We start from the raw sequence: 23,075 nt of genomic DNA on the forward strand, positions 1-23,075 counted from the left end.
CTACCCGGCGAAAAAATTTCGCCGGTCTTATTCGTTTTTTAAACTTCGAGAGCGTCTCTTCTGGAAAGATCAATCTTTCCGGTTTTATCCACGTTTAATACGCGGACACGGATGATCTCACCTTCTTTAACTACGTCTTTCACTGAATTCACACGTTTAGAATCCAATTTAGAAATATGGCAAAGTCCTTCTTTACCTGGTAGGATCTCCACAAAGGCACCGAAATCGGTGATACGTTTTACTTTGCCTTCGTAAATTTTTCCTACTTCTACTTCTGCGAAGAAACCTTCTACCATGCCTGCAGCTTTTTCTGCCTGCTCTTGGTTGGCTCCAGCAATAGTCACTTTTCCATCGTCGTCAATATTGATATCCGCGCCGGAAGCTTCAATGATTCCACGGATATTTTTGCCACCTGGACCGATCAGTTCCCCGATACGATCTTTAGGTATATATTTAACGATAATTTTAGGTGCTGTGCGAGAAACTGAATCCGCTGCTTTGGAGATAGATTTTTCCATCACATCCAAGATATGGAAACGAGCTTTTTCGGCCTGAGCAAATACCGCTTCTAGAACGTTAAACGCAACACCAGTTACTTTTAAGTCCATCTGGAAAGCAGTGATCCCTTTTCTGGTTCCTGCAATTTTGCAGTCCATATCACCGAAATGATCTTCCAATCCTGCGATATCGGATAATACTGCAAATCTTCCTGATTCATCTGAGAATAATCCCATTGCAATTCCGGAAACTGCGGACTTGATAGGAACACCTGCTGCCATCAGAGCTAAAGATCCTGAACAAACAGAAGCCATGGACGAAGATCCATTAGATTCTAAAATTTCAGATACAACTCTGATCACATAAGGAAAATCATCCGGCTTTGGAAGAACTAATTTTAGTGCTCTTTCTGCCAAGTTTCCGTGACCGATCTCTCTACGACCTGGTCCGGAAGATCTTCTTACTTCTCCTACTGAGAACGCAGGGAAGTTATAATGAAGCATGAAGTTCTTTTCTTTCTGGCCTTCCAATGTTTCATAACGTTGGTTGTCAGATGCAGTTCCAAGAGTTACAGTTCCTAAAGACTGGGTTTGTCCTCTTGTAAATACTGCAGAACCGTGAACTCCAGGAAGAGGGCTCATCTCTACGCTGATATTTCGGATCTCGTCCAACTTTCTTCCGTCGAAACGAACTCCTTCTTTTAATACCTGCTCTCTTACGATCTCATACTCGAGTTCATGTAAGAAGTTTTTGATGTCCTTGATCTTTTCGGATTCCGATACTGTCTCTTTGAAGTGTTCTACAACTTCTTTATTTGCATTAGAGATTTCTTTATTACGAGAAGCTTTATCTGCAGTCTTGTTTGCAGAAGAGATCTTATCGAATGCATATTTACGAACTTCGCCTAAAAGAGTATCATCTTTTATTTTAAGTTTAACTTCTTTTTTAACTACAGCGAGTTCTTTCGCCCAGGATTCTTGAAGTTCTACAAATTTAACGATATGTTGGTGTGCAAATTTTAATGCTTCTAACATTTCAGCGTTAGATAATTCTTTTGCTTCACCTTCGATCATAACGATATGAGTTTTAGTTCCTGCAACAACCAGGTCCAGATCTGAATTCAAGATCTCTTTGTTACCTGGGTTAATTACGAGTTCTCCGTTAATTCTTCCTACTCTTGCTCCAGCAATCGGACCATTAAAAGGAATATTAGAGATCGTTAATGCTGCAGAAGCTGCATTTAGAGCGTGACCAGCTGTAGAAATTTCATTATCAGCCGAAAGAACAGTTACTTGTAACTGAACTTCGCAGAAATATCCTTCAGGAAAAAGAGGACGGATCGGTCTATCGATGATCCTTGAATTCAAAACCTCATGCTCATAAGGTTTTGCTTCTCTTTTGAAATATCCGCCTGGGAATCTACCTACTGAATAAACTTTTTCAGAATATTCGCAAGTAAGTGGGAAGAAGTCTTGGCCTTCTTTAGGTTCGTCTGCGGCACAAACAGTTGCTAATAAAACAAGATTTCCAGTTTTATATACTACGGACCCGTGGGCTTGCTTCGCCCAATCTCCCGTTTCGAGAGTGATTGAATCACGGCCAAATTGGCCATTAATAGTTTTAGCCATGAGTGGACTCCTGATTACTTACGGAGTCCGAGAGTTTCGATCAGTTTTTTGTAACGGTCCAGATTTTGGCGTTTTAGATATTCCAATAATTTTTTACGTTTGCTTACTAATTTAAGAAGGCCAGTTTTAGAATGAAAATCTTTCTTATGAGTTTTAAAATGCTCGTTAAGATCTTTGATCTGAGCGTCTAGAAGGGCGACTTGAACTTCCGTTGAACCGGTATCCCCCTGTGCTTTTGCAAATGTGGATATAATTTGCTTCTTTTGTTCCGTAGTTACCATAGTTTGATTGTACCTGTTGCCAATTTTCGGGGGCCTAGGCCCCTGTCCAAGCTAAATTTTAGAAAAGACCTTCAAATATTTATAAGAAAGGCTTCCAGGAAGCCCCTCTCTTCTGCAATACGCCAAAATCTCTCCTTCTGGAGAGGTAAGTAGGAAGTCATGAGCTGGAATCCAGTCCAGTTTGATCTTTTTCCCGTGAAAAACGTCTTTTACCTCGGTACTCGGGATTTCAACAGAAGGAATGTCCAGAATCTCTTCTGGAGGGTGGATGATTGCTTTCCCAAGTAGAAGTGCCTCATACGTATCAGCCTGTTCAAGCTTGAGTTTACCCACCTTAGTCCTATTCAAGGACTTAAGACACATTGGGATCCCTGCTTCTTCTGCTATGTCCATGACTAGCTTACGGATATAAGTTCCACCCGAAACTCTTGTCTTTAGCTTAAATCCTTCCGGACAGAAGTCTCCAGCAGTGAACTCAAATATTTTAATCTTACGAATGCTTGGTGGAACAGAGATCCCTTCTCTAAATAATTTGGCTCTTCTCTGCCCTTGAACTTTGAGTGCAGAAACTTCAGGCGCAACCTGTTCTTCCCAGCTGGAAACCTTAGAGAGAACCTCTTCCAACTTGGGCAAAGATTCCTGATACCATTTTTGAATCTTAGAAGTTTCCCAATCTTCAACCACCAAACCTTCTCTGTCACCAGAGTCTGTGGAGAAGCCAAACTGAACGTCCGCCTCATACTCTTTGTCTTTGCCTAAAAATACTTGGGAGAAACTTGTAGAAGTGCCTACAGGAAGGACCATCAAACCAGATGCAGCCTTATCTAAAGTGCCGGTATGTCCTACTTTTTTGAGTCCGAGAGTCTTTTTGGCTTTTAAAACCAGATCGGAAGAAGTCATTCCAATTGGTTTATCTAAGAGCAAAAATCCGAATTCAGTCCGGATTTGTTGGTTTTCTCGTAAGTCGGAGGGATTCATCTAAACCTTGGATATATTCTTCGTCCCAAACAAAACTCATCCGAGGTGTGATCCTTAGATTGAGTTTTGTGGAAAGAGTCGCGGCAAATTTACCCGAGGCACTATTTAATCCAGCGAGTAATTTTTCCTTTTTTTTGTCCGTAACGATAGCCGTAACGTACACCTTTAGATTTTTGGAATCGTCTGAGAGTTCCGATCTGTGAACGGAAACCATATGGACCCGAGGGTCCTTGACTTTTCCGGCCAGGATCATCATGGCGACGGTCCGAACCGTCTCCGCTTCGATTTTCCTTTTACGGATCGGATTCACTCTAACACTACTCCAGTTTCCGTTTTACTACTGTGACAGTATAAGCTTCGATCGTATCGCCTGTTTTGAAGTCGTTGTAATTTTCCAACTGGATACCACATTCGAAATTGTTCACTACTTCGTTGACTTCGTCTTTGAATCTTCGAAGAGACTTGAGCTTTCCGTCGAATACTTGGACTCCATCGCTGATCACGCGAATACCAGAAGCTTTTGTGATCTTTCCGGAAGTAACCATACAACCTGCGATATTTCCGATCTTGGAAACTTTGAAAACTTCTCTGATCTCTGCAGTTCCGATAACTTCTTCGATCCTTTCCGGTTCAAGAAGTCCTTCCATTGCCATCTTGATCTCATCCACAACCTGATAAATGATGTTGTAGTATTTGATCTGAACGCCTTCTTTCTCGGCGAGTGCAATGGTTTTAGGATTCGCACGAACATGGAAACCGATTACGATCGCGTTAGAAGCAGATGCAAGCATCACGTCCATATCCACGATTGCTCCCGCTCCGGACTGAATCACATTCAGTTTTACATCCGAAGTAGAAAGTTTTTCCAGGGCTTCCTTGATCGCTTCCGCAGAACCACGAACGTCTGCTTTGATAATTACTTTCAGTTCTTTTAAAGCACCCTGTTTGATGAACTCGTTCATGTTTTCCAGAGTGACTTTGGAACCTGCAGCTCCTGCGTTTCCAATTCTTTCGAATTCGATACGGTGTTGAGAGATGTTTCTTGCTTCCTTCTCATCTTCTACAGAGTCGAAAGGTGCTCCTGCATCAGGAACTCCGTCAAGTCCAGTAACCTGAACAGGGAAAGCAGGTCCTGCTTCCTTGATCAGATGACCATAGTCGTCATACATCGCACGAACTCTACCGGAGAATACGCCGGCAACAAACGGATCACCAACTCTTAGGGTTCCGTTTTGGATAAGAACTGTTGCAACTGCTCCGCGGCCCGGATCCAGTTTTGCTTCTACAATCGTACCTTTTGCTCTACGTTTAGGATTCGCTTTTAGATCCAGAACTTCTGCTTGTAGAAGTACTGATTCTAAAAGTTTATCGATCCCGATATTCTCTTTCGCAGAGATCTTGCAATACATTGTGTCCCCGCCCCATTCTTCCGATTGAAGTCCATGGTTGGCGAGTTCCTGCATGATCTTATCAGGATTTGCAGAAGGTAGATCCACTTTGTTGATCGCAACTATGATAGGAACTTTTGCATCTTTTGCGTGAGACAATGCTTCCAAAGTTTGAGGCATCACTCCGTCGTCAGCAGCAACCACTAAGATCACGATATCCGTAACCTTGGCTCCCCTTGCTCTCATAGATGTAAATGCTTCGTGACCAGGAGTATCCAGGAAGGTGATTTCCCCTCTGGAAGTTTTTACCTGATAAGCACCGATATGTTGTGTAATTCCACCGGACTCTGTATCGATGACGGAAGACTTACGGATGGTATCCAATAATCTTGTCTTACCATGGTCAACGTGACCCATGATGGTAACGACTGGAGGTCTATGAATATAATCTTCAGGACTGTCTTTTTCTTCGTCGATTAGAGTTTCTTCATATAGAGAAACTACTTTTACTTTACAGCCATACTCATCTGCAAGGAGAGCAGCTGTTTCAGCATCGATGATATTATTGATGGTCACCATCATTCCCATTTTCATGAGTTTTCCGATGACATCTCCCGGCTTAAGATTCATTTTCTTAGCCAGTTCTCCTACTTGGACATTCTCCAAAAGAGTAATCTCTTTCGGAACGGATACGCCTGTAGGCCCACTTACTTTCTGTTTTCTATAGGATTGACGGAAGAATTTAGAATTTTCAGATCCTTCCTGACCTTCTGGTCTTCCGCCTCTATCTTTATCATTACGTTTTTTACCGGAAGGAACTCCTCTTCCGCCTTCAACAGGTCCTAAACCTGGAGGTGGAGCTCCCGTACCAGGGCCGCCTCTAAATCCGCCACCCTGACCTGGACCACCTCGGAAACCGCCGCCTTGGCCTCCGCCTGGACCACCACGATATCCGCCACCGCCTTGACCACCTTGGCCTCCACGATAACCGCCACCGCCTTGACCACCTTGGCCTCCACGATATCCGCCGCCACCTTGACCGCCTTGGTAACCACCGCCTTGACCACCCTGGCCTCCGCGATAACCGCCGCCACCTTGACCGCCTTGGTAACCACCGCCTTGACCACCCTGGCCTCCGCGATATCCGCCGCCACCTTGACCGCCTTGGTAACCACCGCCTTGACCACCCTGGCCTCCGCGATATCCGCCGCCACCTTGACCGCCTTGGTAACCACCGCCTTGACCACCCTGGCCTCCGCGATATCCACCACCGCCTTCACGGTCTTGGTATCCTTGGTTTCCGTCTTGGCGATTTCCTCGGTAATTTCCTTCGCCACCTTCACGGTTTTGGGTCGGGAATGTTGGCCTCTGACTTGGACGAGATACTATAATATTATTGTCTTCTCTCTGGAATGGAGGTCTACCTTCTCCCAGAATATGTTCTGGAGGAGCAGATCTTGGAACCGGAGGTTCTTGGCGAGTGCTTGGTTCCGGAAAGAGAGGTTCTTTTTTAGGAGGAGTTGAACTTTTAGGAGTGCTTGGTGGGGGAGAAGCTGCAGCAGCCGGATTATTCGGAGCCGGATCTGCAGGGGCTTCTTTCTTCGCAGAAGCAGAAGGCGTTTTTTCGTCCGGCTTCTTTTTGATAACCAGCTTCTTCTTCTTGCTTGCGTCAGCAGAAGCAGAGCCCTGGAGCTTTTCCTTGATTGATTTATTCTTTTCTTCCATATAATGTCCTGGTCAAGTACGCGATGTACTGAAAACGGGCGCTAAGCCCAACCCTCGTGAGAGATTAGCTCTCCTCCACCCACTCTACAGATTCCGCCAATATCCTAAGGATTTGTGCGGCTGTAGTCTGTCCTATGCCGGGGAGTTTTGCCAAGTCATCTTGGCTGATCTCGATCAATGTCTCGACGTTATTGATCCCTGCGCTCCTTAATAGGCCAATCAATCGGGCAGAAAGTCCAGGTAAGTCTTCTAGAGCAGTTGCTCCGTCGTCCTCTTCTTCTTCCGTACTAGCGACTGGAGGACTGAATAATTTATCCAATCTCTCTCTCGCTTCCGGAGAAGAGAACTCTTCGTTATACTGGGCTATGGTTTTGATATCGATCCTAAATCCGGTTAACTGTGACGCCAACTTTACATTGGAACCATTGATCCCGATTGCAAGAGATAATTGTTCTTCAGGAACGATTACCATTGCTTCTCTACCTACGGAGTCTGCCTTTACATCGTAAGGTTTTGCCGGAGAGATCGCGTTTGCGATAAACTCTGTCGGGTCCGAAGAGTATTGAACGATATCTATTCTTTCGTTTCCTAATTCCCGAACGATGGACTGGATACGAACCCCTTTCATACCAACGCAGGCGCCCACAGGATCAATATCCCCTCTGGTAGCATAAACCACGACTTTAGTACGAATGGAAGGTTGACGAGCCACGTTAACGATCTCTACGAGTCCATCGTAGATTTCCGGGATTTCCATTTCGAAAAGTTTACGAACAAAGTCCGCAGATGCTCTGGAAAGAGTGATCACTGGGATCGGCTCTCTTGGACGAAGTTCAACTTTTTGTATGATTGCTTTTAGGCGATCCCCGCTATGATATTTTTCTCCGGGGTTTTGCTCACGTTTAGGCATTACTCCCTCGACCTTACCAAGATCGATGGACATAGCGTCTTTTTTCCAACGTTGGAAATAACCGTGAGTTAGTTCGCCTTCTTTTGCTTTGTATTCCTGATACAGAAGTTCTTTTTCCATATCTCTCAAACGTTGGAATACCATTTGTTTTGCTTGAGATGAAATGATCCTGGAAAGCTCCATCGGCTTTTCTCTAAAATCCAGGACATCTCCCTCGGTTGCGTTAGGATAAACAGCCTTAGCGTCTTCTAAGGAAATTTCCAAACCGTTTGCAGGATTGGAATCCACAACTTTGCGGGATACTACAATGACTACATTCTCTCCGTCTCCGGAGGAGGCAAATTCTACCTTGATCGGACTTTCCTCTTCTTCGAGAGTTTCAATGCCCGACTTCTTTTTGTACGCGGTAATCAAAGAGTCACGAATGACTCCCATCACGGCTTCCCTGTCTAGGGACTTGTCGGCACAAAATTGTTGGATTGCTTCCAACAGATTGACTTCGACTTCTTTCTTTTTAACTGCCATAATCAAATACTTACGTACAAATTTCCTTTCAGTATATCCTTCAATTCCAGAATGACTTCCTTTTTTTTAAAACCTTTTGTCTTCCTCTTGGAAAACGGTTCTAAAAAGATCCTGTCTTCTTTCCTATCCAGAATCTTAAAGATTCCTTCTTTATCGCCCGACCCTTCTGACTTATAGACAAGACGGACCGGTATTCCACGGAATCTATCCAGATCCTCGGGAATCACCAGTTTTCTTTCCGCACCAGCGGAAGAAACCTTGAGAGTATAGTTCAGATCCGGTGAGATCTGCTCCAACTCTTCATTCAGTTTTCTGGAAACTTGCTCACATTCCAGAAGGCTGACGGAACCGTACGGGTGTTCGAGGTGATCCAACTCTACCTCGATCAGCGTATGGTTTGGCCTTTGGCTAACCATGAGTGCATACAGCTTGACGGGAGTGAGAAGGATTCGATCTAAGATCGTTTCGATAACTTCTTTACTGACTGTCAATGCCGGCCTTACAGAGAGTCTCTGAACCGCTTCGTTTTCCCTCAAAAAAGAGGAAAAAACAACCTACAAAATCAGATTATCTCCGAATTTTTTAGGTTTTCCCATACATTCAATGGGTGGTTCCCGATATTCATTCAAAATATTTTTGGCTAACCCTAGTGTAAAGTAAAAAATAAGCCCAGTTCCGAGCCTTCCTCTTGGTATAAACGAAATTGCTTGTTTTCATATACTAAAAAGAAGGATGGTAATGAAATGTCCCGGGCAAACCAAAAATAGGCTCGGGTTTTTATCAGAACCATGCAAAATTCTTTTACTTCCAGAAATTGGACCTTATCTGTCCGCAAATACCTTCCCTTTTTATTATCTTCTATCTTATTGATAGGAGCTTGTTCCAAATTCCGAGTGGATGATTATAATCCTTACCTCTACGGAAGAGTTAAATTAGGAAAAGATTTAAAAGAATTACAAGTAAGTATAGTCAATCGGGTTCCTACAAATGTTCCAAACCAAGTTGCAGTTGCTTCCGGAGTAATTTACGTTCCCGACTTCGAACAATCATTGATCAAAGCATTCAATTCAGACGGAGATCTGAAATTTGTAATCGGAAACTCCAAAGAAAAACAAGACAAAGTCAAAACTTATAATATTAAATTAGGAAGGATAGGGCTCGTTACCGTTTCAGACGGAGATGATATCTATGTTCAGTCCAGAATTTCTAAAGAAGATGCTAAGTCCGACAAAGTAGCAGAAAATATTTATACGAAAAAATCCGGAGAATTTCGCACAGAAGCAGAAGAAGCAGTTCCTTCTGTGATCTTAAAAATAAATGATTCTGGAAAACTTTCCCAAACGATCTATGCAGATGGCGTAGGAGGTTCGATTCCATTCGGTTATATAGAAAGAATGGAAGCGGGAAACAGCGATCTTCTTTTTGTTTTCCATAGACAGAACGGAGTGATGAGACTCAGCATTTTTGACGAGTCCGGAAAATTAAAACAAAAGGTAGAAGGTTCCGATTTCAAAGACTCTCTGAACCAGGGAGAAGCCTATACTTGGTATGTGGATTCCTTCATCTCCCATCCGGACGGAGAATATGTACTCGGCTCTTTTAGTTTTTATGAAACCAAATCGGGAAGATTCAAAAACAGAAAGATCTTAAAATACGAACTGAAAGACAAAAGAATTACTCCGATCAAAGAGATCCAAGATCCGTCTGAAACACTATACTGGGTCCTAAACAACGACAACTTCTTCATTTGGGAAACAGAAGTAGAAGAAGGAAATTCAATCCGACTACAAGTCCATGACGAGGACGGAAATCATGTAAATAATATCCGCCTCAACTACCCTCCACCTCGGGGATTATGGAGAGAAACCTGGATGGATACAAACGATGAAATCTATTCCATGAAGATCCGATCCGGTTATTTAGAGATCCATAAATGGAAATAAAATGAACCGAGAAAATTTCCAGGTTCTATTTAGCGAAGAAGAAGCAAAACTCCTAGATGAGCAAACTATCCGAGACAGAAAAATTTCGGGGACATTGCTCATGGGATTTGCAGCACTTTCGATTTTTAAGACCTGGGAAGACATTTTCCAATCCGCAAAAAAAGTAATAATACTCTGCGGTTCGGGAAATAACGGAGGAGATGGTTACGCTCTCGCCCAATTTTTAAGGGCAGAAGGTATACTAGTGGAGATCTATTCCAAAGAAGGAAACTTCTCCGAAGAAACAAAATATTATAAAAATCTAACAGAAGAACTGAAAATATCAAACTTTCCTTTAGAGAAATTCAAATCGGATCTTGTAAATTCAGGGGAAGTAATAATAGATTCTCTTTTAGGAACTGGATTTAAGGGACCATTATCAGGAGAAATTGCATATGCGGTGTCTGAGATCCGCTTAGCAAAAGAAAAACTAAAAAATTCTTTGCTGGTTCTGAGTATAGATGCGGTTTCAGGATATTCTCCAGACGAAAAAATCCCATTTACTACAGATATTCTGGCAGAAGTCGGATCTCCTAAGATCAAGAATATATTCTACCCCTTATCTAAAGATAGAAAATCATTCCATCCGATCGGATTTGTCCGACAAAAATTCCAAACTTCTAAATATCTTTTGCCAAGAGCAAACAAAGAAGAACTAATCTCTAAACTTTCCAGAGAAAAAGATTCACATAAATATAAAAACGGTTCCGCGGTATTTATAGGTGGATCAGAAGGAATGTCAGGTGCAATTTTATCTTCTGCACTTGCTTTCCAAGAATTAGGAGGAGGAATTTCCCAAATACTCACCCCTTCTGCCAATACTCTCATAAAGGTTCTCAAAAAAGACCCGTCCTTTATGATCTCACAGTTAGAAACTTCTAAAAAATCTACTGATTATCCATTTTTGAAAAAAGCAGGTGTAGTATGTGTTGGACCTGGACTTGCTCCTTCCGATCTTCCTTCTTTAACTTTTTCCAAAGAGACAACTTTGGTCTTTGATGCAGGCGCATTTAAGTATTTAGATGAAAAACATCTTGGCCCTCGCACTATACTCACTCCTCATTTAGGTGAATGGTCTTCCATCATCGACAAAAAGGTCCGAAGCCAATATTCCGCATTAGAACATGCTAATACATGGGCCAAGGAAAAGGGAACATATTTACTTTTAAAAGGACCTGTTTCCATATTATTCACTCCCGAAGGAAATTCATATTATTGGGAATTCCAGGAACCTAAATTGGCCGTCATGGGAACTGGTGATTTACTTGCAGGAATTCTAACATTCTTCTTATCCAGAGGAGAAGATATGATAGAATCAGTCAGACTTTCTCAAAGTGTACTTCTTTATTGCGCGGAACTCTGCAAAGGATATCCTACAGCAGGCAGGATCCGCAAGAAGATCCGCACTCTGATTGATTTCTAAATTATCTAGAGAAAGTCACTCAGACTTAAATTTGATCTTACGATGAGTTCCATCGCAATAAGGTTTATTAGAAGAACCACCACAACGACAAAGGTAAGTTTCGGTAGTTTTATTTGTTACCTTTCCAGTCCCAGAACAAATTTCTAAGTTTCCGTTTACCTTTAATGGGCCGTTTTTAGTGGGATCAATATTTAGAATTCCATTCCGAACAGGTAAGGCTTGAAATTCTTGTACCTGTGGTTCTCCAGTTGCAACAAATCCGATACTTACATGAGTAGCATCACAAAAAGGTTTATGAACAGAAGCTCCACATCTGCAAAGTGTAAGCCTATATTGTTTTTCTACACCTTCTAACTCTATATCGGCGTGTATTGCAAGAGGCCCATTTTCTCTCACTCTTAAAACATTTACAGGAGGAGCAGCTTCTTTGAAAGAAGGATCATTCGATTCAAAACGGATCGCGCCGGAAGGACAATTCAAAGCTAAAGATTTAATCTCTTCTACACTTGCTTTGTCGGGGTAGATCCATTCTCCTTCCACATTCGGGACAAACACGTCAGGCCGACTCAGCACACAATTTCTGGAATGAATGCACTTCTTGCCATCGAAAAGAATTGTGGCGTCTTTTCCTTTTACAATTTCCATGATTAGGCTCCCAACCTTAATTATGCACAATCTTTAATAACATGCAAACGAATCATTTAGGAACATATTTAGATAAAAAGGAAGAATTTGCCTTATTCCATTGTGCAATCAATGCTGTTCTCTGCTTATTCAATGCCTGATTGGTTTTATTATATTTATCCGCCAACTGATTGGTTTCAGTTACATATTTATTGTACTGATCCACATCTTCTTGGGTTCTATCCTTTGCACTTTTTAGATCGAACGCTTTTTTGTATTTTTCAAATTGTTCTTTTTTAAGTAGAAACTCTGTTAGGACAGGGAATTGTTCAGATGCTTCCATTTTATAGAAATTTAAAGTATTTTTACAGGCAACTAAAAGGCTGGAGTCTCCCTCGTAAGTAGGAATTTTTTCTAATTCAGAAAGACCTTCTTCCGAATATTTTTGAAGAGTAGAACGATTTTGCTCAATCCCATTTATATCATTTTTATTTAGAGCATCCAGAAGATACATTTCTTGTTTGTAACTTTTGAAATCAACCAAGTAGACAATCCCCTGGTAGTTCAAAACTTCAGAGGCTTTTTTAAGTTTGATACTTGTAGGATCTTGTTGCTCTATCAGATTAATATTATTATTAGAGGCAAATTCTTTCTCTTTTTCTTTCAGTTCATCTCCAATCTCTTTTAATTTTTCGTTGGCCTTCTTCTTGGCAAGCATATAGGCTTCCATCGCATCGTAGGATTCTTCTGAAACTTCCTGCATATTGACTAACTTTCCATAATCTTCCTTTAGGATAGTATACATAGTATTCAGATATTTTATTACTGAATTTTTATAATCCGAATTTCCATCATAAGGAACAGCTTGGTTTGCATTTAAGATTGCCTTTTCGACAGAAACAATGATCGCTCTTCTTTTATTTTCTACCAGAGAAGGATTCTTGCTATGTGCAATTGCCTGCACATAGGCCAAAGTTTCCTTTCCGATCTGCTCACTCGGACCGGTGAGCTCATTCATATGTTTTAAAGCAGAAGCAGAATCTTTTGCGAAAATTTTTCCGGTAAGAATAAAACCCAAAAGTATGAATAGAATGAATGTTTTATTAAGTAATTGTTTCATTTTTTAATTTTCCTTCCGTAGATTTGCATATATTCCTGCATAATTTGATATGCCTCATCAATATACAGGTCCTCCTCCAATCTTGTTTTTCTTTCTAAATTGATCTCTTTTGTATAAGAATCCATCTTTTCCAGACCTTGATCGAAGGAATGAGTATCTACGCTAAATTTATTCGATTTCCGAGTAGTTGCAGCCTGGTAGTCCTCATAAAATTTTGCTAATTCGGAAAATTCTTCATAAAAATCATCAGCGTCCAAGGAAATCTTGTCCATAGACTTTATCTTCTTACGAAGTTTAGAAGAAAGAGAGCCTAACCTGGAAAAATTGGGATCATCATCGACCCGGTCCTCACTTCCATCCTTGATTTCGGAAAGTTCCAGTTCAGGTAATCTTTTATATGTTATCTCCTTATAGATCTGTTCAGTTCGGATCGCCTCTGGTACATCCTTTTCCCTTCCATATAGATCAGAAAGATCAGGCAATGGAATATCAGGAATCACTCCTTTCTGTTGGTGACTCATCCCTTGGACGCCAAAATAAAAATTTGTAGTCAATTTTAGAAAATCGGAATTTCCTTTTTTATTTTCATCTAAGGGAAGAAGGATTTGAGAAGTTGCCTTTCCATAACTGGGACTGCCAATCACCAAAGCCCGATTATAATTTTGCAAAGCGGAAGCTAAAAATTCAGAAGCAGAAGCGCTTTGCCCATTTAATAAAATGATCAGAGGTCCATCATAAATAGTACCTCGATTTGTATCCTTGATAATGACTAATTCCGAACTAGAAAATTTTTGCACAAACAATGGCCCTTGGTCGATAAAGATCCCTGCAAGATCTATAGCTTCTTCCAAAGAACCTCCTCCATTATTTCTGAGATCCAGGATCAACCCTTGAATATTATCTCTTTTTAATTTAAGGATTTCTCTTGCAATGTCTTGGGCGCAACCTCCTCCTTCTGTTTCCCATTCAGTATAAAAAGCCGGTAAATACAAATAGCCGATCTTATTTTTACCGTTCAAAAGATAACTAGAAATTGTATTTTCTTCCAGACCTATCTTTTCTTGGACCAAGAATACGTTCAAGATACGGCCGTCGTTCTTTCTTACTTTAAACACTGCTTTTTTGGTTTTCGTTCCAGAAAGAATGGATTCCATCTCTCCTGGAGAATAATCCGAAGTGGAGACTACTCGATTTTTATCATCCGGGAATCGAACTTCTAAAATTCTATCCCCTCGATTCAATTTTTCGGATCTCCAAGCAGAGCTACCCGGAATCAGTCTTTCTATCTTTGTGTCCCCGAAAAAGCCACGATCAAAAACAATCCCGAATGAATACCCCTTTGAAGAGAGAGACGTTTCAAAACGTTGTTTTTCTGATGCGGAGAAAAAGGAACTATGTGGATCGAATTTTCCTAATATAACATTCAAGAATAAGGATTCCAAATAAGAATCAAAACCGTCAGGATGTTCGAGTATATTTTTAATCCTTTCTTTTTCTCTTTGTATAGCTTCTTTTCTAAGTTCTTTTTCAGAGGACAAAAAATTATTTCGGAAATCCTCTTTTTTAGAGAATTGTTCAGAATAAAATTTAGATGTTAATATTTTATATCTTAGATAGCGAGCCCATCTATCCTTCCAATCTGTTTTATCTTTTGGATATTCGGTCTTTCTTTCCGGATAAAATTCAAACTCCCCTTTAGTTACCAAGGGAGTATTTGATTTTTCTAATTCGTTTAGATAATCTAAAGTGGTCTTCAGGCGTTCTTTGTACAAACTTAATGTATTTGAAAAAAAGGAAGAAATTTGACCTACTTCTTCCGAATCCAGTCGAAAGGACTTTCTTCCTAATAAATCCAAATCTTCTTTAAGAAAATAAAATCCCTGAGAATCTAAGCTCATCCAAAAGGAAAGTTTTACCTCTTCTGATAAACTGGGTTGTATTCTGGATTTTCCTAAATAGTGACGTTCTGCCACGATAGAGAGGATTTTTTTGGCCTTCTTCTCCGTACCAAAACCTGGAGAGGTTTGTGCCGAAACTGGGAAGGATAAAAGTAGAAGTATAAATGCAACTTCTGTCCATTTTAAAGATGAGAATTTGAAAAAGTACACTGAAATATGTATCTGTATCGAATTAAAAAATTCGATCAACCCATTTACGGTGGAATGCTTGCAATCTTTTCTAGGAGAAAGTAATCTATGGAAAAAGGACCTAGGAATATCTAAAATGAGTAAAGGTTATCATTCCCGCTCTCCGGAAGAATTCCAGGATTTCTTGCGTAAGAGTAAAGATGCAGGCAAATCAAATAATCGTTCCAAGTTGATCCTGTTTTTTGACGTTATACTATTACTCTTTATTTTTTCTGTAGTGGCCAAACTTTTGAATCCTTTAGCTTTTTCTGGCCAAACGGAATCCAAGGAAATTTCCTCCGGATTTGTAAGCTATCGCCTTTCTTCTAGCAAAGAAAATTCTAAGGAGTTCCCTATCTTCTTTCTTTTTCTGAAAAACAAGGGACCTGAAAGTTTATCTTTTCCGAATACGGAAGATAAGATCCGAGTTTTTATAAAAAGTGGGGATCTGAATTGTTTGGAAGATTCTTGGTCTATTGCTTCTAAAAACGTAACGCCGGGAAGTACGAATTTTTTTAGATACGAAATTTCTTCTGAACTTCTCTCGAATCTTCCTCCTGAATGTAAAACTCAGGAAAAATCAATTTTAAATAATATTACCAATGTTTTCCAAGGTGGGAAAAAAAGATCCTTTCATGCTGAAATCTTACGAAAAGACGAAAACATTTCTTTAGAAATTCCTAATTTTTGAGATATTATGAACGAAGAGATCCAAGCATTAAACAAGATAGTCGCGATTGTAGACGAAAAAGCTTCCTTATTTAAAAAAGATTGGAGCCATATGCCTAAGATCAGGGCCGTAACTGAGAAAAAACTGATCTTAGATCTGATAGAGAACGCTTTACAATTGGCGAAAAATATTCGGCCTGCGCCAAACGATCTTCTGGGAGATTTGCAAAAATTGAAAGCAGAGTTTTCTAGGTTACCGTTGTAACAGTTCAGCGATGTTGGAATTCCAACAAATGTGCAACGTAGAATGTAGTTGTAGAGATTTGAATTTTATGATATAGGGACGGGGTTCTCCCACGGGCCACTCCCCCCTCCCGAACCTGGGCGGGGGCGATCTCAATACCCATGTTGGAACTCCTACAGAGATTGATCTAAATTTCTTCTTTAATCGTAATTTTTTATCAACTTCTTCCATTTCCTTTCTGTATCTTCCAGATAATCATGGATCTCAGAGTAAGATCTTCTTCCTTCTAAATAGTCCAAAAGAAACTGGTCTCCCACCAAAAGTTGGATCGCAGGCAGATCGGATCTGAATTCGTAAGGTCCTTGTAGGAATTCAAACTTTTCCGGATAAAATTCTCTTAATGTTCGTATAAGTAATAAACCGAATAGTAAGCTATGAAATTTTTTAGGTTTATCTAATAGGATTTGGTAACCTCCACATACTTGTCCCGCATGTTTATGGAAGGTAGGAATAAACTTTAATGGCCTAAGTCTAAAAATCCCTTTTTGTTTTTCTTGGAGCTTTTCCAGAAGTGATCTATCCAGATCATCGATATAAGGTGCACCAAAAGTTTCAAATGGACGAGTAGTACCTCTTCCTTCCGAAAGATTTGTTCCTTCCAAAAGACAAAGCCCAGTATATACATAACATGTTGTTTGAGCTGGAATATTTGGAGAAGGCGGAACCCATAAAAACTCGGAACTCTTTTGGGGATACAGATCCAATCGATAGAGTTCTAAATCCAAATCAAATGTATCTTTATAATATTCGAGAAGGCCGGCTGCAGAGAGACCATGCCGGTGCAGTGTTCCCTCTACCCCGACGAAAGATGCAAATTTTTTTTCTAAGGGAGAACCCTCTATCTTAGAACCGGCAGGATTTTTTGCATTCGATACTAAGATGCGAGGCCTTACTTTTCCCTTTTTGGCAAGTCGATCAGCTGCTTGCATCGCATACAATGCGGTAGTTAAAAATGTATAATAACGGGCGCCTACGTCTCTGATATCTATAATCAGAGTATCCAAGTCGGATAAAATTTCTTCTGCAGGAGTAAGACTTTCCTCATTATCTCCATATAAATTTAGGACTTGAGTGTCACCCAAATCATAGATTAATCCACTTCCTGAAACCTGGTCTTGCAGCTCTGCAAAAAGACCATGCTCAGGTAAAAATAGTTTTTTGAGCCCATATTCTTTTTGGATGGTCCGGAAATGATAGTCACCTTTCCAACCGTACGCGCTTTGGTTGGTAAGCATTCCAATGGATTTTGCATCCGAGAGAATTTTACTTTTTTTCATTTTCTAAAGAGGTTATTTTCCGGAAAGTTCAGGAGTCAAGCAGGACTATTAGCGCCTTACTCTTGGAAATCTTTTGCCTTATCGACAAGGTCCTTTTTAGAGAATCCTTTAAAAAAGAGTTTCCATTCTTAGCGAAGGATAGTTTTCTTCTTAATTTGCCCCAACAGCGATCGTATGGCATTAGATACAAGCGTACCAAATCAAAAAGTAACAATAAAAGCCGGGACGGTTTTATTTCCGGAAGGAAGTGCCGCGAATTCTCTCAACGTATTGCATAGCGGAGCCTTGCGCTATTTAGTAGAAGCTCCCGGTGGCAGAAAACTGGAATTATTCAAAATTTCAGGAGCCAATTTAACTCCTGGTGCCTCGGCACTTTTCGGCAGCGGACGTTATCCTTTTACGATCGTTGCAGAACAAGATTGCGTGCTTTCAACATATGTTATGTCCCCGTCTACTGTGGGTCGTTCTCTCGCAGCCAGAAGTTCTTTGGGGATTATGGTAGGTCGTTCTCTTTTGAGAGAGATCACTGAGTCTTTCAAAAGAGTGAACCAACTCAGAAAGATCGCTTCTGATATGGGAAAGACGAACGATAATCTTTCTCTTTTATATTACCAATTCAATCCAAGCGTTTTTCCGGATATCAAGCCTGGGCAACCAATTGCAGATCCAAGTTCGGAAATTGTAGACCCGGTCTTAAGACTTGCTCGTGAGAATTTAAAACATTATTTTGATAACGGTGGAATTCTTCCCGAAAGACCTACTGCAAATTATGTGGAAGAAGATCATTCACAGCTTCTGGTAAAATATTATCCGGAAGAAATTGAATTCCAAGATGGAGAATTCAATTTTGTTCGTAAGGTAATCTTAGCCGACCCAAATTTACTCGCTCAATTATTCGCTCCTGATCCAAGTATGGTTTCCTATATCTGCGATAAACTCGGAAGAGTACAGAATAATATTACAGAAAACGCAAAAGGTATATTAGAAGAATTAGATGAAAACTTCTCTCTACTTTTAGGCGGAGTCGAAAGTCTTACTGAAAAATATTTCCTAATCCTAGACATGGCAGCGAATGGTTATGCAACCGCTCCTCCAGAGTTTGTTGTCCCTATTTTACAAGTTGTCTCTCAAAAGATAGAAAGAGCGCTTGCAGGTCATCAGGCAATTTTTGGTTCTGCGATCCCAGGACCTTCTCCAAATATTAAACCGTTTATCGAAAAGACCGCAGGTCTTGCTAAAAAATTCGAGGCTTCTAATCCGACTGCAAAGGCAGCATCGAATGGAAGCGGAATTTCTGTGGATGGCTCCGCGGATGCGACTGCAATTCGAAAAGAATTGGCGAATTCTGCCTCCTCTATCATTCAATTTTCCGGCATGGGTGGAGACGCAATTAAAGAGTTTTCCGCGATGATGGTGAAACTCAAGTCTTTGAAAAACCCTCTGGATTCAGACAACGATACTCGTAAACTCCGAAGATCCATTACAAAAACCTACTTCGATATATATGCTGCATGTTTCCAAAAATACGTCAATTCAGGTAAGAATGTCCCTAAACCTGTAGACCTAATGTTGAAATACGGTTTCTTCGATGAAACAATGCTGGACGATTCTCAGTTAGTGTTCATGTCCACATTCAAGGATGCGATTACTTCTGTTTCAGATATTCCCATCCATTATGGCACAGAATGGTTGGAAAAAATTTATAAAAGAGAATGCCCTACTTCATTAGATGAACTTGGTCAGAACTTCTTTGACAAAGTCAAGATGGACAACCGGAACGCTGTTTTCAAAAAAGAATCCGATCTTCCTCCAGACATAGATAATCCGGAAGCAAGGTTAAAATTCGAATTTGGAGCTATGTATGAGGCGAACGTTCGACTTACTACCGGTTCCCTGGCCACTTATCTTCCTATCTTGACAAAGTATCATTCTCAGATCCCTCTAGGAAAAGCATACGTTACCAAAAAAATGCTTACTGATACGATCCACGATATCATGGCAGTCGACTTCTCTGTATTTAATAGAGAGGTAATCTATAATAACCCGGAGATGGGGATCAATAAGGAATTCATCCAAAGAGCGATCATTCCTGATTTCGTAATTGTTCCTTCTATCGGTAGCAAGATCATGATGTGGCAGGAACTTTCTATCCACAGAGGTTCCGGCTCCAAAGAAAGTAGAGGTAGGATCGTTCTTCCTATCTTCGTGCAGGGAGATCTCAAATCACTTTTGATAGATGCCTTCGCCGCATTCCGTTGGGAACTTTGTAAAACAATCTTAGGACCTGAATGGAATAACGTAGGAAATCCATCCATCACTGCGGACTATATGGACTATGTTCAATTCTATAAAAAGAACAAAGATCTTTCCATTGAGATCAAAGAGAAGTTAGCTGCCGAATTCAAACGTTTCCGGAACGAAAGAGATATTTTTGCAAACGATTACCAGCTTTGGATCAAATACGAAGCGGAAGGTGTACAAAGATTAAACCGAGTTGTTCGCGGAATTTTTTATCGCCATATTCCTTTCGCAAGAACCATTCGTGAGAAGGTTTCTAAAATGCCTGCTTTCGGTGAGATCAATAATAGATTTGTGAATATTCGATCCCGTAAATTTACCGAATTAGAAAACAGATACAAAAAATACATCAACGCACTCGGAAGTCTTCCAGATCAACTCCGGGAAAATATGGAATTCTACCGAGTTTAATAAGATTAGGAAACCAAAACTGATTTGTTTTCCTTCAATAGAACTGTTACGTCTTGAATAGCTTCTCCGATCAGATCTTTTATGGAGGAGTTTACTTCCTGCAAATAACCTTCTCGAATAGATACATCGAAAGAAGCCAAAGCGTCTGCCATAGGCTTCGGAACTCCTGCGTTAACTAAAGCTTTAGAAAGTTCTTCAGCGGGAAGATCCACGTAGGAAACGGATACACCAGTTAATTCAGAAGTGAATTTAGCAAGTTCTGAGTAAGTCCAAGACTTAGGGCCGCTAATCTCTAAAATTTTATTTCCTGGTTCTGTAGAAAGTAAAGCTGCCGCTGCGGCCTTAGCACAATCCGTTCTGGATACATATGCACAGGCACCTTCTCCTCCCGAACCGTAAAGTGAACCGCTCTCAATCGCATGCTGTAGTTTAGGTATTAAATAATCCGAATATAGATTATTGCGAAGAATGGTGTATGCAAGACCGCTTTGTTTGATCTTCTCTTCCGTTCCTTCATGTTCAAATGCGAATGTGACAGGAACTTCGTCTGCTTTGAAAAGAGAAGTATAAAGAATTCGTTTTGCTCCTACTTTAACTGCAGCATCTACTGCGGCGCTATGTTCAGGGATCCTATTTCCAATATTATCCGTACTTATAATCAAGATTCGGTCTGCACCTTGGAATGCAGAAACAAGACTTGCTGGATTATCAAAGCTTGCCTTCCTGACTGTGACTCCTCTCTTTGCAAAGTCCTCAAGCGACTCAGGCTTTCGAGTTGTAGCAATAATCTTATTATGCCCTCTTTTTAATAATTCTTCTAGGACAAGTCTTCCTAGATGCCCGGAAGCTCCGGTCACGAGTACTGTTTCGGAAATATTACTCATTTGGATCCTTAAACCAATTTTGGTCTGTGTTTTTATACTCTTAGACTACTTGAAACAATAAAAGTTACAAGTTAAAATAAGAATTCTGGAATCTGGAACGCGGCAGTGGAAACGAAGGGCTTGTCCGGCTTGCCGGATGAGCGCGAATGCGCGAACCCGTAGTAGCCCGATCTCGCAAAGCGAGAGCCGCCCAAAAATTAAACTTCTTCTAATAGATAAGGGCGAGTGTATTCTCTTACGATCTCTACAACGAAACGTCCCCAAGACTTTGGATCTTCTTGGGAAATTTCGATCTGACGGATCTTTGGAAAATAAGCCTGAGGTTTGAATGCAGTATGAGTCAGCTCCATTGCTCTCAGATAATTATCAACTCGTTTCACTCGAACGAAATTCAATAACTCGCCTTGGATTTTGTCTTGAGGCATATAGCCGATGATGATAAGACGCGGGAATAATGACTTTTTGAGAAGATTGATGAAGTCTCCAAAACTATCTACACGATCTATAAATCCTTCGTAAGCACCGCCACCCAAGTTCATGATCTGAGTAACAATGTCCATTGTGAAAGAAACACCTTCTGCCGATGTCATGTCGGAGATGATCACGATTCCTTCGTCAGGTTGGAACGTTTTGAATTCGCTGGTTGGTTTAAAATGGCGTCGGAGCAATTTTGCAGTGGAGATATCTATCTCCGCCGCTTTCGGAACTAAAATTTTTCCGGATGAATCGGAGATAGGTTCTCTAGTAATAAGGTATCTTTTCTTCGCGGCGTTCTGGTTCATCACCCGAAAGGCTTTCACCTTCTCTTCCAGCTCGTCCAGAGTACAATACCCTATTTTTAAAACGTTTTCTCTCGCGCGTTTTTTGAGATCTATATCTTCCATACGAGTTTTTGGTAGCCCGGAGCGACCAGCTTAAACGGGGTTCCGAATTTCGCGAGAATTTACCGGGTATCCGGGGAGAGTATATAAAAAAAAACCAAGTCTGAAAAGCCCTCTTTTGGCTATGCAAAAAAACCGCTTGTCCGCGGGATGTGCGCTCCTTGAATGGGGAGGAATGGCCATTCTACCCATTTTAACTGACTATAGGACCGGAATAAATATTCAGTTTAGGAAGGGAATCCTTACGCTATCTTGCCTAACCTTAGTTTCCTGCTTTTCCGTGGAATTTATCCAAGAAGGAAGCCAGAAAGAAACTGTACTAGTTTCTCATAAACCTGGTTGGGAGCAAATTGAGATACTAAAACATCCTCCAAAACGTAGGAATTACAAAACGTATGGAAGAGTCATCGTTAGGAACTTTGGAGACGGCAGAATAGAAAAGTTCTATTACGAAAAGATTAAGAAAGAACTTTTTGATAGAGGTATGGACGGAATGTATCTCGCAAATGTGGGACTTGTTCCAGTTCCGCCTACAATTTTCCAAACCGGCACGACGGAAGGTTATACTACTAGTATGGCCGAGATTGTAAAGGATGCAAAAGTTATAGAAGGAGTCGCATTCCGTTACAGAGAAAGGGAAGAAGAATAATGGCAAGGCGTTTAGACAGCGAGATCAAGGTTTTGCCTAACGGAGATTGGATCTTTCGGGAGGCAAAGATTGAGCAAAAAGATATTCTGGAATATTTCCGTAAGAACCTAAAAGAAGCGGAAGACGGGATCTATATAGACAATCAGTACGGAGAATTTTCCGAGAACGGATATTTAGAATTATTCGGCTACCCTTTAAATCTGATCAGAGTTTGGGAGAAAGACGGAGAATTTTATTTTCTAAGCGACTCCGGAGAAGAACTATCACTCTCCTCTTTACAGATCGCAGCCGATTCAGAAGGAGAATTATTCGCTAGAAAGAAAAATCATCTTTTTCTAAAGTATAAGATAGCTCGAAATGTTTCTTCTACATTAAGCGAATATTTGTCCGAATCTCCTCAAGGACTAAAATTGGTAGTTCAAAATAAAGAGATCCCCATCTTGGAAACTGGAGAACATCCAAACGTTTCTCTTCCTAAAGAATTTCAAAAATAG

Annotated in this window: 20 protein-coding genes; 7 read left to right on the plus strand and 13 right to left on the minus strand. The window is 40.7% G+C overall.

The annotated features are described in order from the left end of the window. Positions 1-38: 38 nt before the first annotated feature. The 7 genes from pnp to rimP all read right to left on the minus strand — a co-directional run bounded on the left by pnp (position 39) and on the right by rimP (position 8,361). Positions 39-2,126 carry a polyribonucleotide nucleotidyltransferase gene (gene pnp / locus B1C82_RS06020; RefSeq protein ID WP_086446692.1) on the minus strand — a complete coding sequence of 696 codons (2,088 nt, stop codon included), beginning with the start codon at positions 2,124-2,126 and terminating at the stop codon, positions 39-41. Between the two features lie 14 nt (positions 2,127-2,140). Then, positions 2,141-2,407 (minus strand): 30S ribosomal protein S15, encoded by a 267-nt coding sequence (rpsO, locus tag B1C82_RS06025; protein WP_086446693.1) that lies wholly within the window; start codon positions 2,405-2,407, stop codon positions 2,141-2,143. A 51-nt stretch (positions 2,408-2,458) separates the two neighbouring features. Next, positions 2,459-3,385, minus strand: a complete 927-nt coding sequence (truB, locus tag B1C82_RS06030; protein ID WP_086446694.1) for a tRNA pseudouridine(55) synthase TruB — start codon at positions 3,383-3,385, stop codon at positions 2,459-2,461. After that, complete coding sequence (gene rbfA / locus B1C82_RS06035) at positions 3,342-3,695, minus strand: 30S ribosome-binding factor RbfA (protein WP_086446695.1); 354 nt, start codon at positions 3,693-3,695, stop codon at positions 3,342-3,344. The genes truB and rbfA overlap by 44 nt, the downstream gene beginning before the upstream one ends. Before the next feature lie 7 nt (positions 3,696-3,702). Further along, positions 3,703-6,498, minus strand: coding sequence for a translation initiation factor IF-2 (infB, locus tag B1C82_RS06040; protein ID WP_086446696.1), 2,796 nt, complete (start codon positions 6,496-6,498; stop codon positions 3,703-3,705). Between the two features lie 64 nt (positions 6,499-6,562). After that, positions 6,563-7,933 (minus strand): transcription termination factor NusA, encoded by a 1,371-nt coding sequence (gene nusA, locus B1C82_RS06045; RefSeq protein WP_086446697.1) that lies wholly within the window; start codon positions 7,931-7,933, stop codon positions 6,563-6,565. Between the two features lie 2 nt (positions 7,934-7,935). Beyond that, positions 7,936-8,361 (minus strand): ribosome maturation factor RimP, encoded by a 426-nt coding sequence (gene rimP / locus B1C82_RS06050; protein WP_234008504.1) that lies wholly within the window; start codon positions 8,359-8,361, stop codon positions 7,936-7,938. 360 nt (positions 8,362-8,721) lie between these two features. On the opposite strand from rimP, the gene B1C82_RS06055 reads away from it, so the two are divergent. Together B1C82_RS06055 and B1C82_RS06060 are read left to right on the plus strand one after the other, a co-directional pair. Then, the gene (locus B1C82_RS06055) at positions 8,722-9,876 is read left to right on the plus strand and encodes an LIC_12708 family protein (RefSeq protein WP_086446698.1); all 1,155 of its coding nucleotides are present in this window, start codon (positions 8,722-8,724) and stop codon (positions 9,874-9,876) included. Position 9,877: 1 nt separating this feature from the next. Then, entirely contained in the window at positions 9,878-11,338 is a 1,461-nt protein-coding gene (locus B1C82_RS06060; RefSeq protein WP_086446699.1) for a bifunctional ADP-dependent NAD(P)H-hydrate dehydratase/NAD(P)H-hydrate epimerase, read from the plus strand. A gap of 15 nt (positions 11,339-11,353) precedes the next feature. Here the strand turns inward: B1C82_RS06060 and B1C82_RS06065 are convergent, their stop codons facing one another. From B1C82_RS06065 to B1C82_RS06075, 3 genes are read right to left on the minus strand one after another with little or no spacing between them, the layout of a single operon-like run. Continuing rightward, entirely contained in the window at positions 11,354-11,983 is a 630-nt protein-coding gene (locus B1C82_RS06065; protein WP_086446700.1) for a CDGSH iron-sulfur domain-containing protein, read from the minus strand. 52 nt (positions 11,984-12,035) lie between these two features. Beyond that, positions 12,036-13,082 (minus strand): LIC11966 family surface protein, encoded by a 1,047-nt coding sequence (locus B1C82_RS06070; RefSeq protein ID WP_086446701.1) that lies wholly within the window; start codon positions 13,080-13,082, stop codon positions 12,036-12,038. Then, positions 13,079-15,190: a carboxy terminal-processing peptidase gene (locus B1C82_RS06075; protein ID WP_157894097.1), complete on the minus strand. Its 2,112-nt coding sequence runs from the start codon at positions 15,188-15,190 to the stop codon at positions 13,079-13,081. Before B1C82_RS06075 ends, B1C82_RS06070 begins: the two co-directional genes overlap by 4 nt. Positions 15,191-15,239: 49 nt before the next feature. Here B1C82_RS06075 and B1C82_RS06080 point away from each other — a divergent pair, with 49 nt between their 5' ends. After that, positions 15,240-15,899: a hypothetical protein gene (locus B1C82_RS06080; protein WP_234008505.1), complete on the plus strand. Its 660-nt coding sequence runs from the start codon at positions 15,240-15,242 to the stop codon at positions 15,897-15,899. A 6-nt stretch (positions 15,900-15,905) separates the two neighbouring features. Next, positions 15,906-16,142, plus strand: coding sequence for a hypothetical protein (locus B1C82_RS06085; protein ID WP_086446703.1), 237 nt, complete (start codon positions 15,906-15,908; stop codon positions 16,140-16,142). A 179-nt stretch (positions 16,143-16,321) separates the two neighbouring features. Here the strand turns inward: B1C82_RS06085 and B1C82_RS06090 are convergent, their stop codons facing one another. Next, positions 16,322-17,458, minus strand: a complete 1,137-nt coding sequence (locus tag B1C82_RS06090; protein ID WP_086446704.1) for a DUF1343 domain-containing protein — start codon at positions 17,456-17,458, stop codon at positions 16,322-16,324. 174 nt (positions 17,459-17,632) lie between these two features. Between B1C82_RS06090 and B1C82_RS06095 the strand changes: the two genes are divergently transcribed. Beyond that, complete coding sequence (locus B1C82_RS06095) at positions 17,633-20,167, plus strand: Crp/Fnr family transcriptional regulator (protein WP_086446705.1); 2,535 nt, start codon at positions 17,633-17,635, stop codon at positions 20,165-20,167. 5 nt (positions 20,168-20,172) lie between these two features. Here the strand turns inward: B1C82_RS06095 and B1C82_RS06100 are convergent, their stop codons facing one another. Both B1C82_RS06100 and B1C82_RS06105 read right to left on the minus strand, forming a co-directional pair. Further along, on the minus strand, positions 20,173-21,051 hold the full coding sequence (locus B1C82_RS06100) for an SDR family oxidoreductase (RefSeq protein WP_086446706.1): 879 nt from the start codon (positions 21,049-21,051) through the stop codon (positions 20,173-20,175). 197 nt (positions 21,052-21,248) lie between these two features. Beyond that, positions 21,249-21,935, minus strand: coding sequence for a hypothetical protein (locus tag B1C82_RS06105; RefSeq protein WP_008592254.1), 687 nt, complete (start codon positions 21,933-21,935; stop codon positions 21,249-21,251). A gap of 172 nt (positions 21,936-22,107) precedes the next feature. On the opposite strand from B1C82_RS06105, the gene B1C82_RS06110 reads away from it, so the two are divergent. Together B1C82_RS06110 and B1C82_RS06115 are read left to right on the plus strand one after the other, a co-directional pair. Then, positions 22,108-22,581: a hypothetical protein gene (locus B1C82_RS06110; protein WP_234008491.1), complete on the plus strand. Its 474-nt coding sequence runs from the start codon at positions 22,108-22,110 to the stop codon at positions 22,579-22,581. Beyond that, positions 22,581-23,075 (plus strand): hypothetical protein, encoded by a 495-nt coding sequence (locus B1C82_RS06115; RefSeq protein WP_086446708.1) that lies wholly within the window; start codon positions 22,581-22,583, stop codon positions 23,073-23,075. Before B1C82_RS06110 ends, B1C82_RS06115 begins: the two co-directional genes overlap by 1 nt.

Source organism: Leptospira venezuelensis (assembly GCF_002150035.1).
Lineage (GTDB): Bacteria > Spirochaetota > Leptospiria > Leptospirales > Leptospiraceae > Leptospira_B > Leptospira_B venezuelensis.

Excerpts from the sequence above, each read along its gene's own strand:
- pnp (WP_086446692.1), bottom strand. The coding sequence starts at position 2,126 with ATGGCTAAAACTATTAATGGCCAATTTGGCCGTGATTCAATCACTCTC.
- rpsO (WP_086446693.1), bottom strand. The coding sequence starts at position 2,407 with ATGGTAACTACGGAACAAAAGAAGCAAATTATATCCACATTTGCAAAA.
- truB (WP_086446694.1), bottom strand. The coding sequence starts at position 3,385 with ATGAATCCCTCCGACTTACGAGAAAACCAACAAATCCGGACTGAATTC.
- infB (WP_086446696.1), bottom strand. The coding sequence starts at position 6,498 with ATGGAAGAAAAGAATAAATCAATCAAGGAAAAGCTCCAGGGCTCTGCT.
- nusA (WP_086446697.1), bottom strand. The coding sequence starts at position 7,933 with ATGGCAGTTAAAAAGAAAGAAGTCGAAGTCAATCTGTTGGAAGCAATC.
- B1C82_RS06055 (WP_086446698.1), top strand. The coding sequence starts at position 8,722 with ATGCAAAATTCTTTTACTTCCAGAAATTGGACCTTATCTGTCCGCAAA.
- B1C82_RS06060 (WP_086446699.1), top strand. The coding sequence starts at position 9,878 with ATGAACCGAGAAAATTTCCAGGTTCTATTTAGCGAAGAAGAAGCAAAA.
- B1C82_RS06065 (WP_086446700.1), bottom strand. The coding sequence starts at position 11,983 with ATGGAAATTGTAAAAGGAAAAGACGCCACAATTCTTTTCGATGGCAAG.
- B1C82_RS06070 (WP_086446701.1), bottom strand. The coding sequence starts at position 13,082 with ATGAAACAATTACTTAATAAAACATTCATTCTATTCATACTTTTGGGT.
- B1C82_RS06085 (WP_086446703.1), top strand. The coding sequence starts at position 15,906 with ATGAACGAAGAGATCCAAGCATTAAACAAGATAGTCGCGATTGTAGAC.
- B1C82_RS06090 (WP_086446704.1), bottom strand. The coding sequence starts at position 17,458 with ATGAAAAAAAGTAAAATTCTCTCGGATGCAAAATCCATTGGAATGCTT.
- B1C82_RS06095 (WP_086446705.1), top strand. The coding sequence starts at position 17,633 with ATGGCATTAGATACAAGCGTACCAAATCAAAAAGTAACAATAAAAGCC.
- B1C82_RS06100 (WP_086446706.1), bottom strand. The coding sequence starts at position 21,051 with ATGAGTAATATTTCCGAAACAGTACTCGTGACCGGAGCTTCCGGGCAT.
- B1C82_RS06105 (WP_008592254.1), bottom strand. The coding sequence starts at position 21,935 with ATGGAAGATATAGATCTCAAAAAACGCGCGAGAGAAAACGTTTTAAAA.
- B1C82_RS06110 (WP_234008491.1), top strand. The coding sequence starts at position 22,108 with ATGGCCATTCTACCCATTTTAACTGACTATAGGACCGGAATAAATATT.
- B1C82_RS06115 (WP_086446708.1), top strand. The coding sequence starts at position 22,581 with ATGGCAAGGCGTTTAGACAGCGAGATCAAGGTTTTGCCTAACGGAGAT.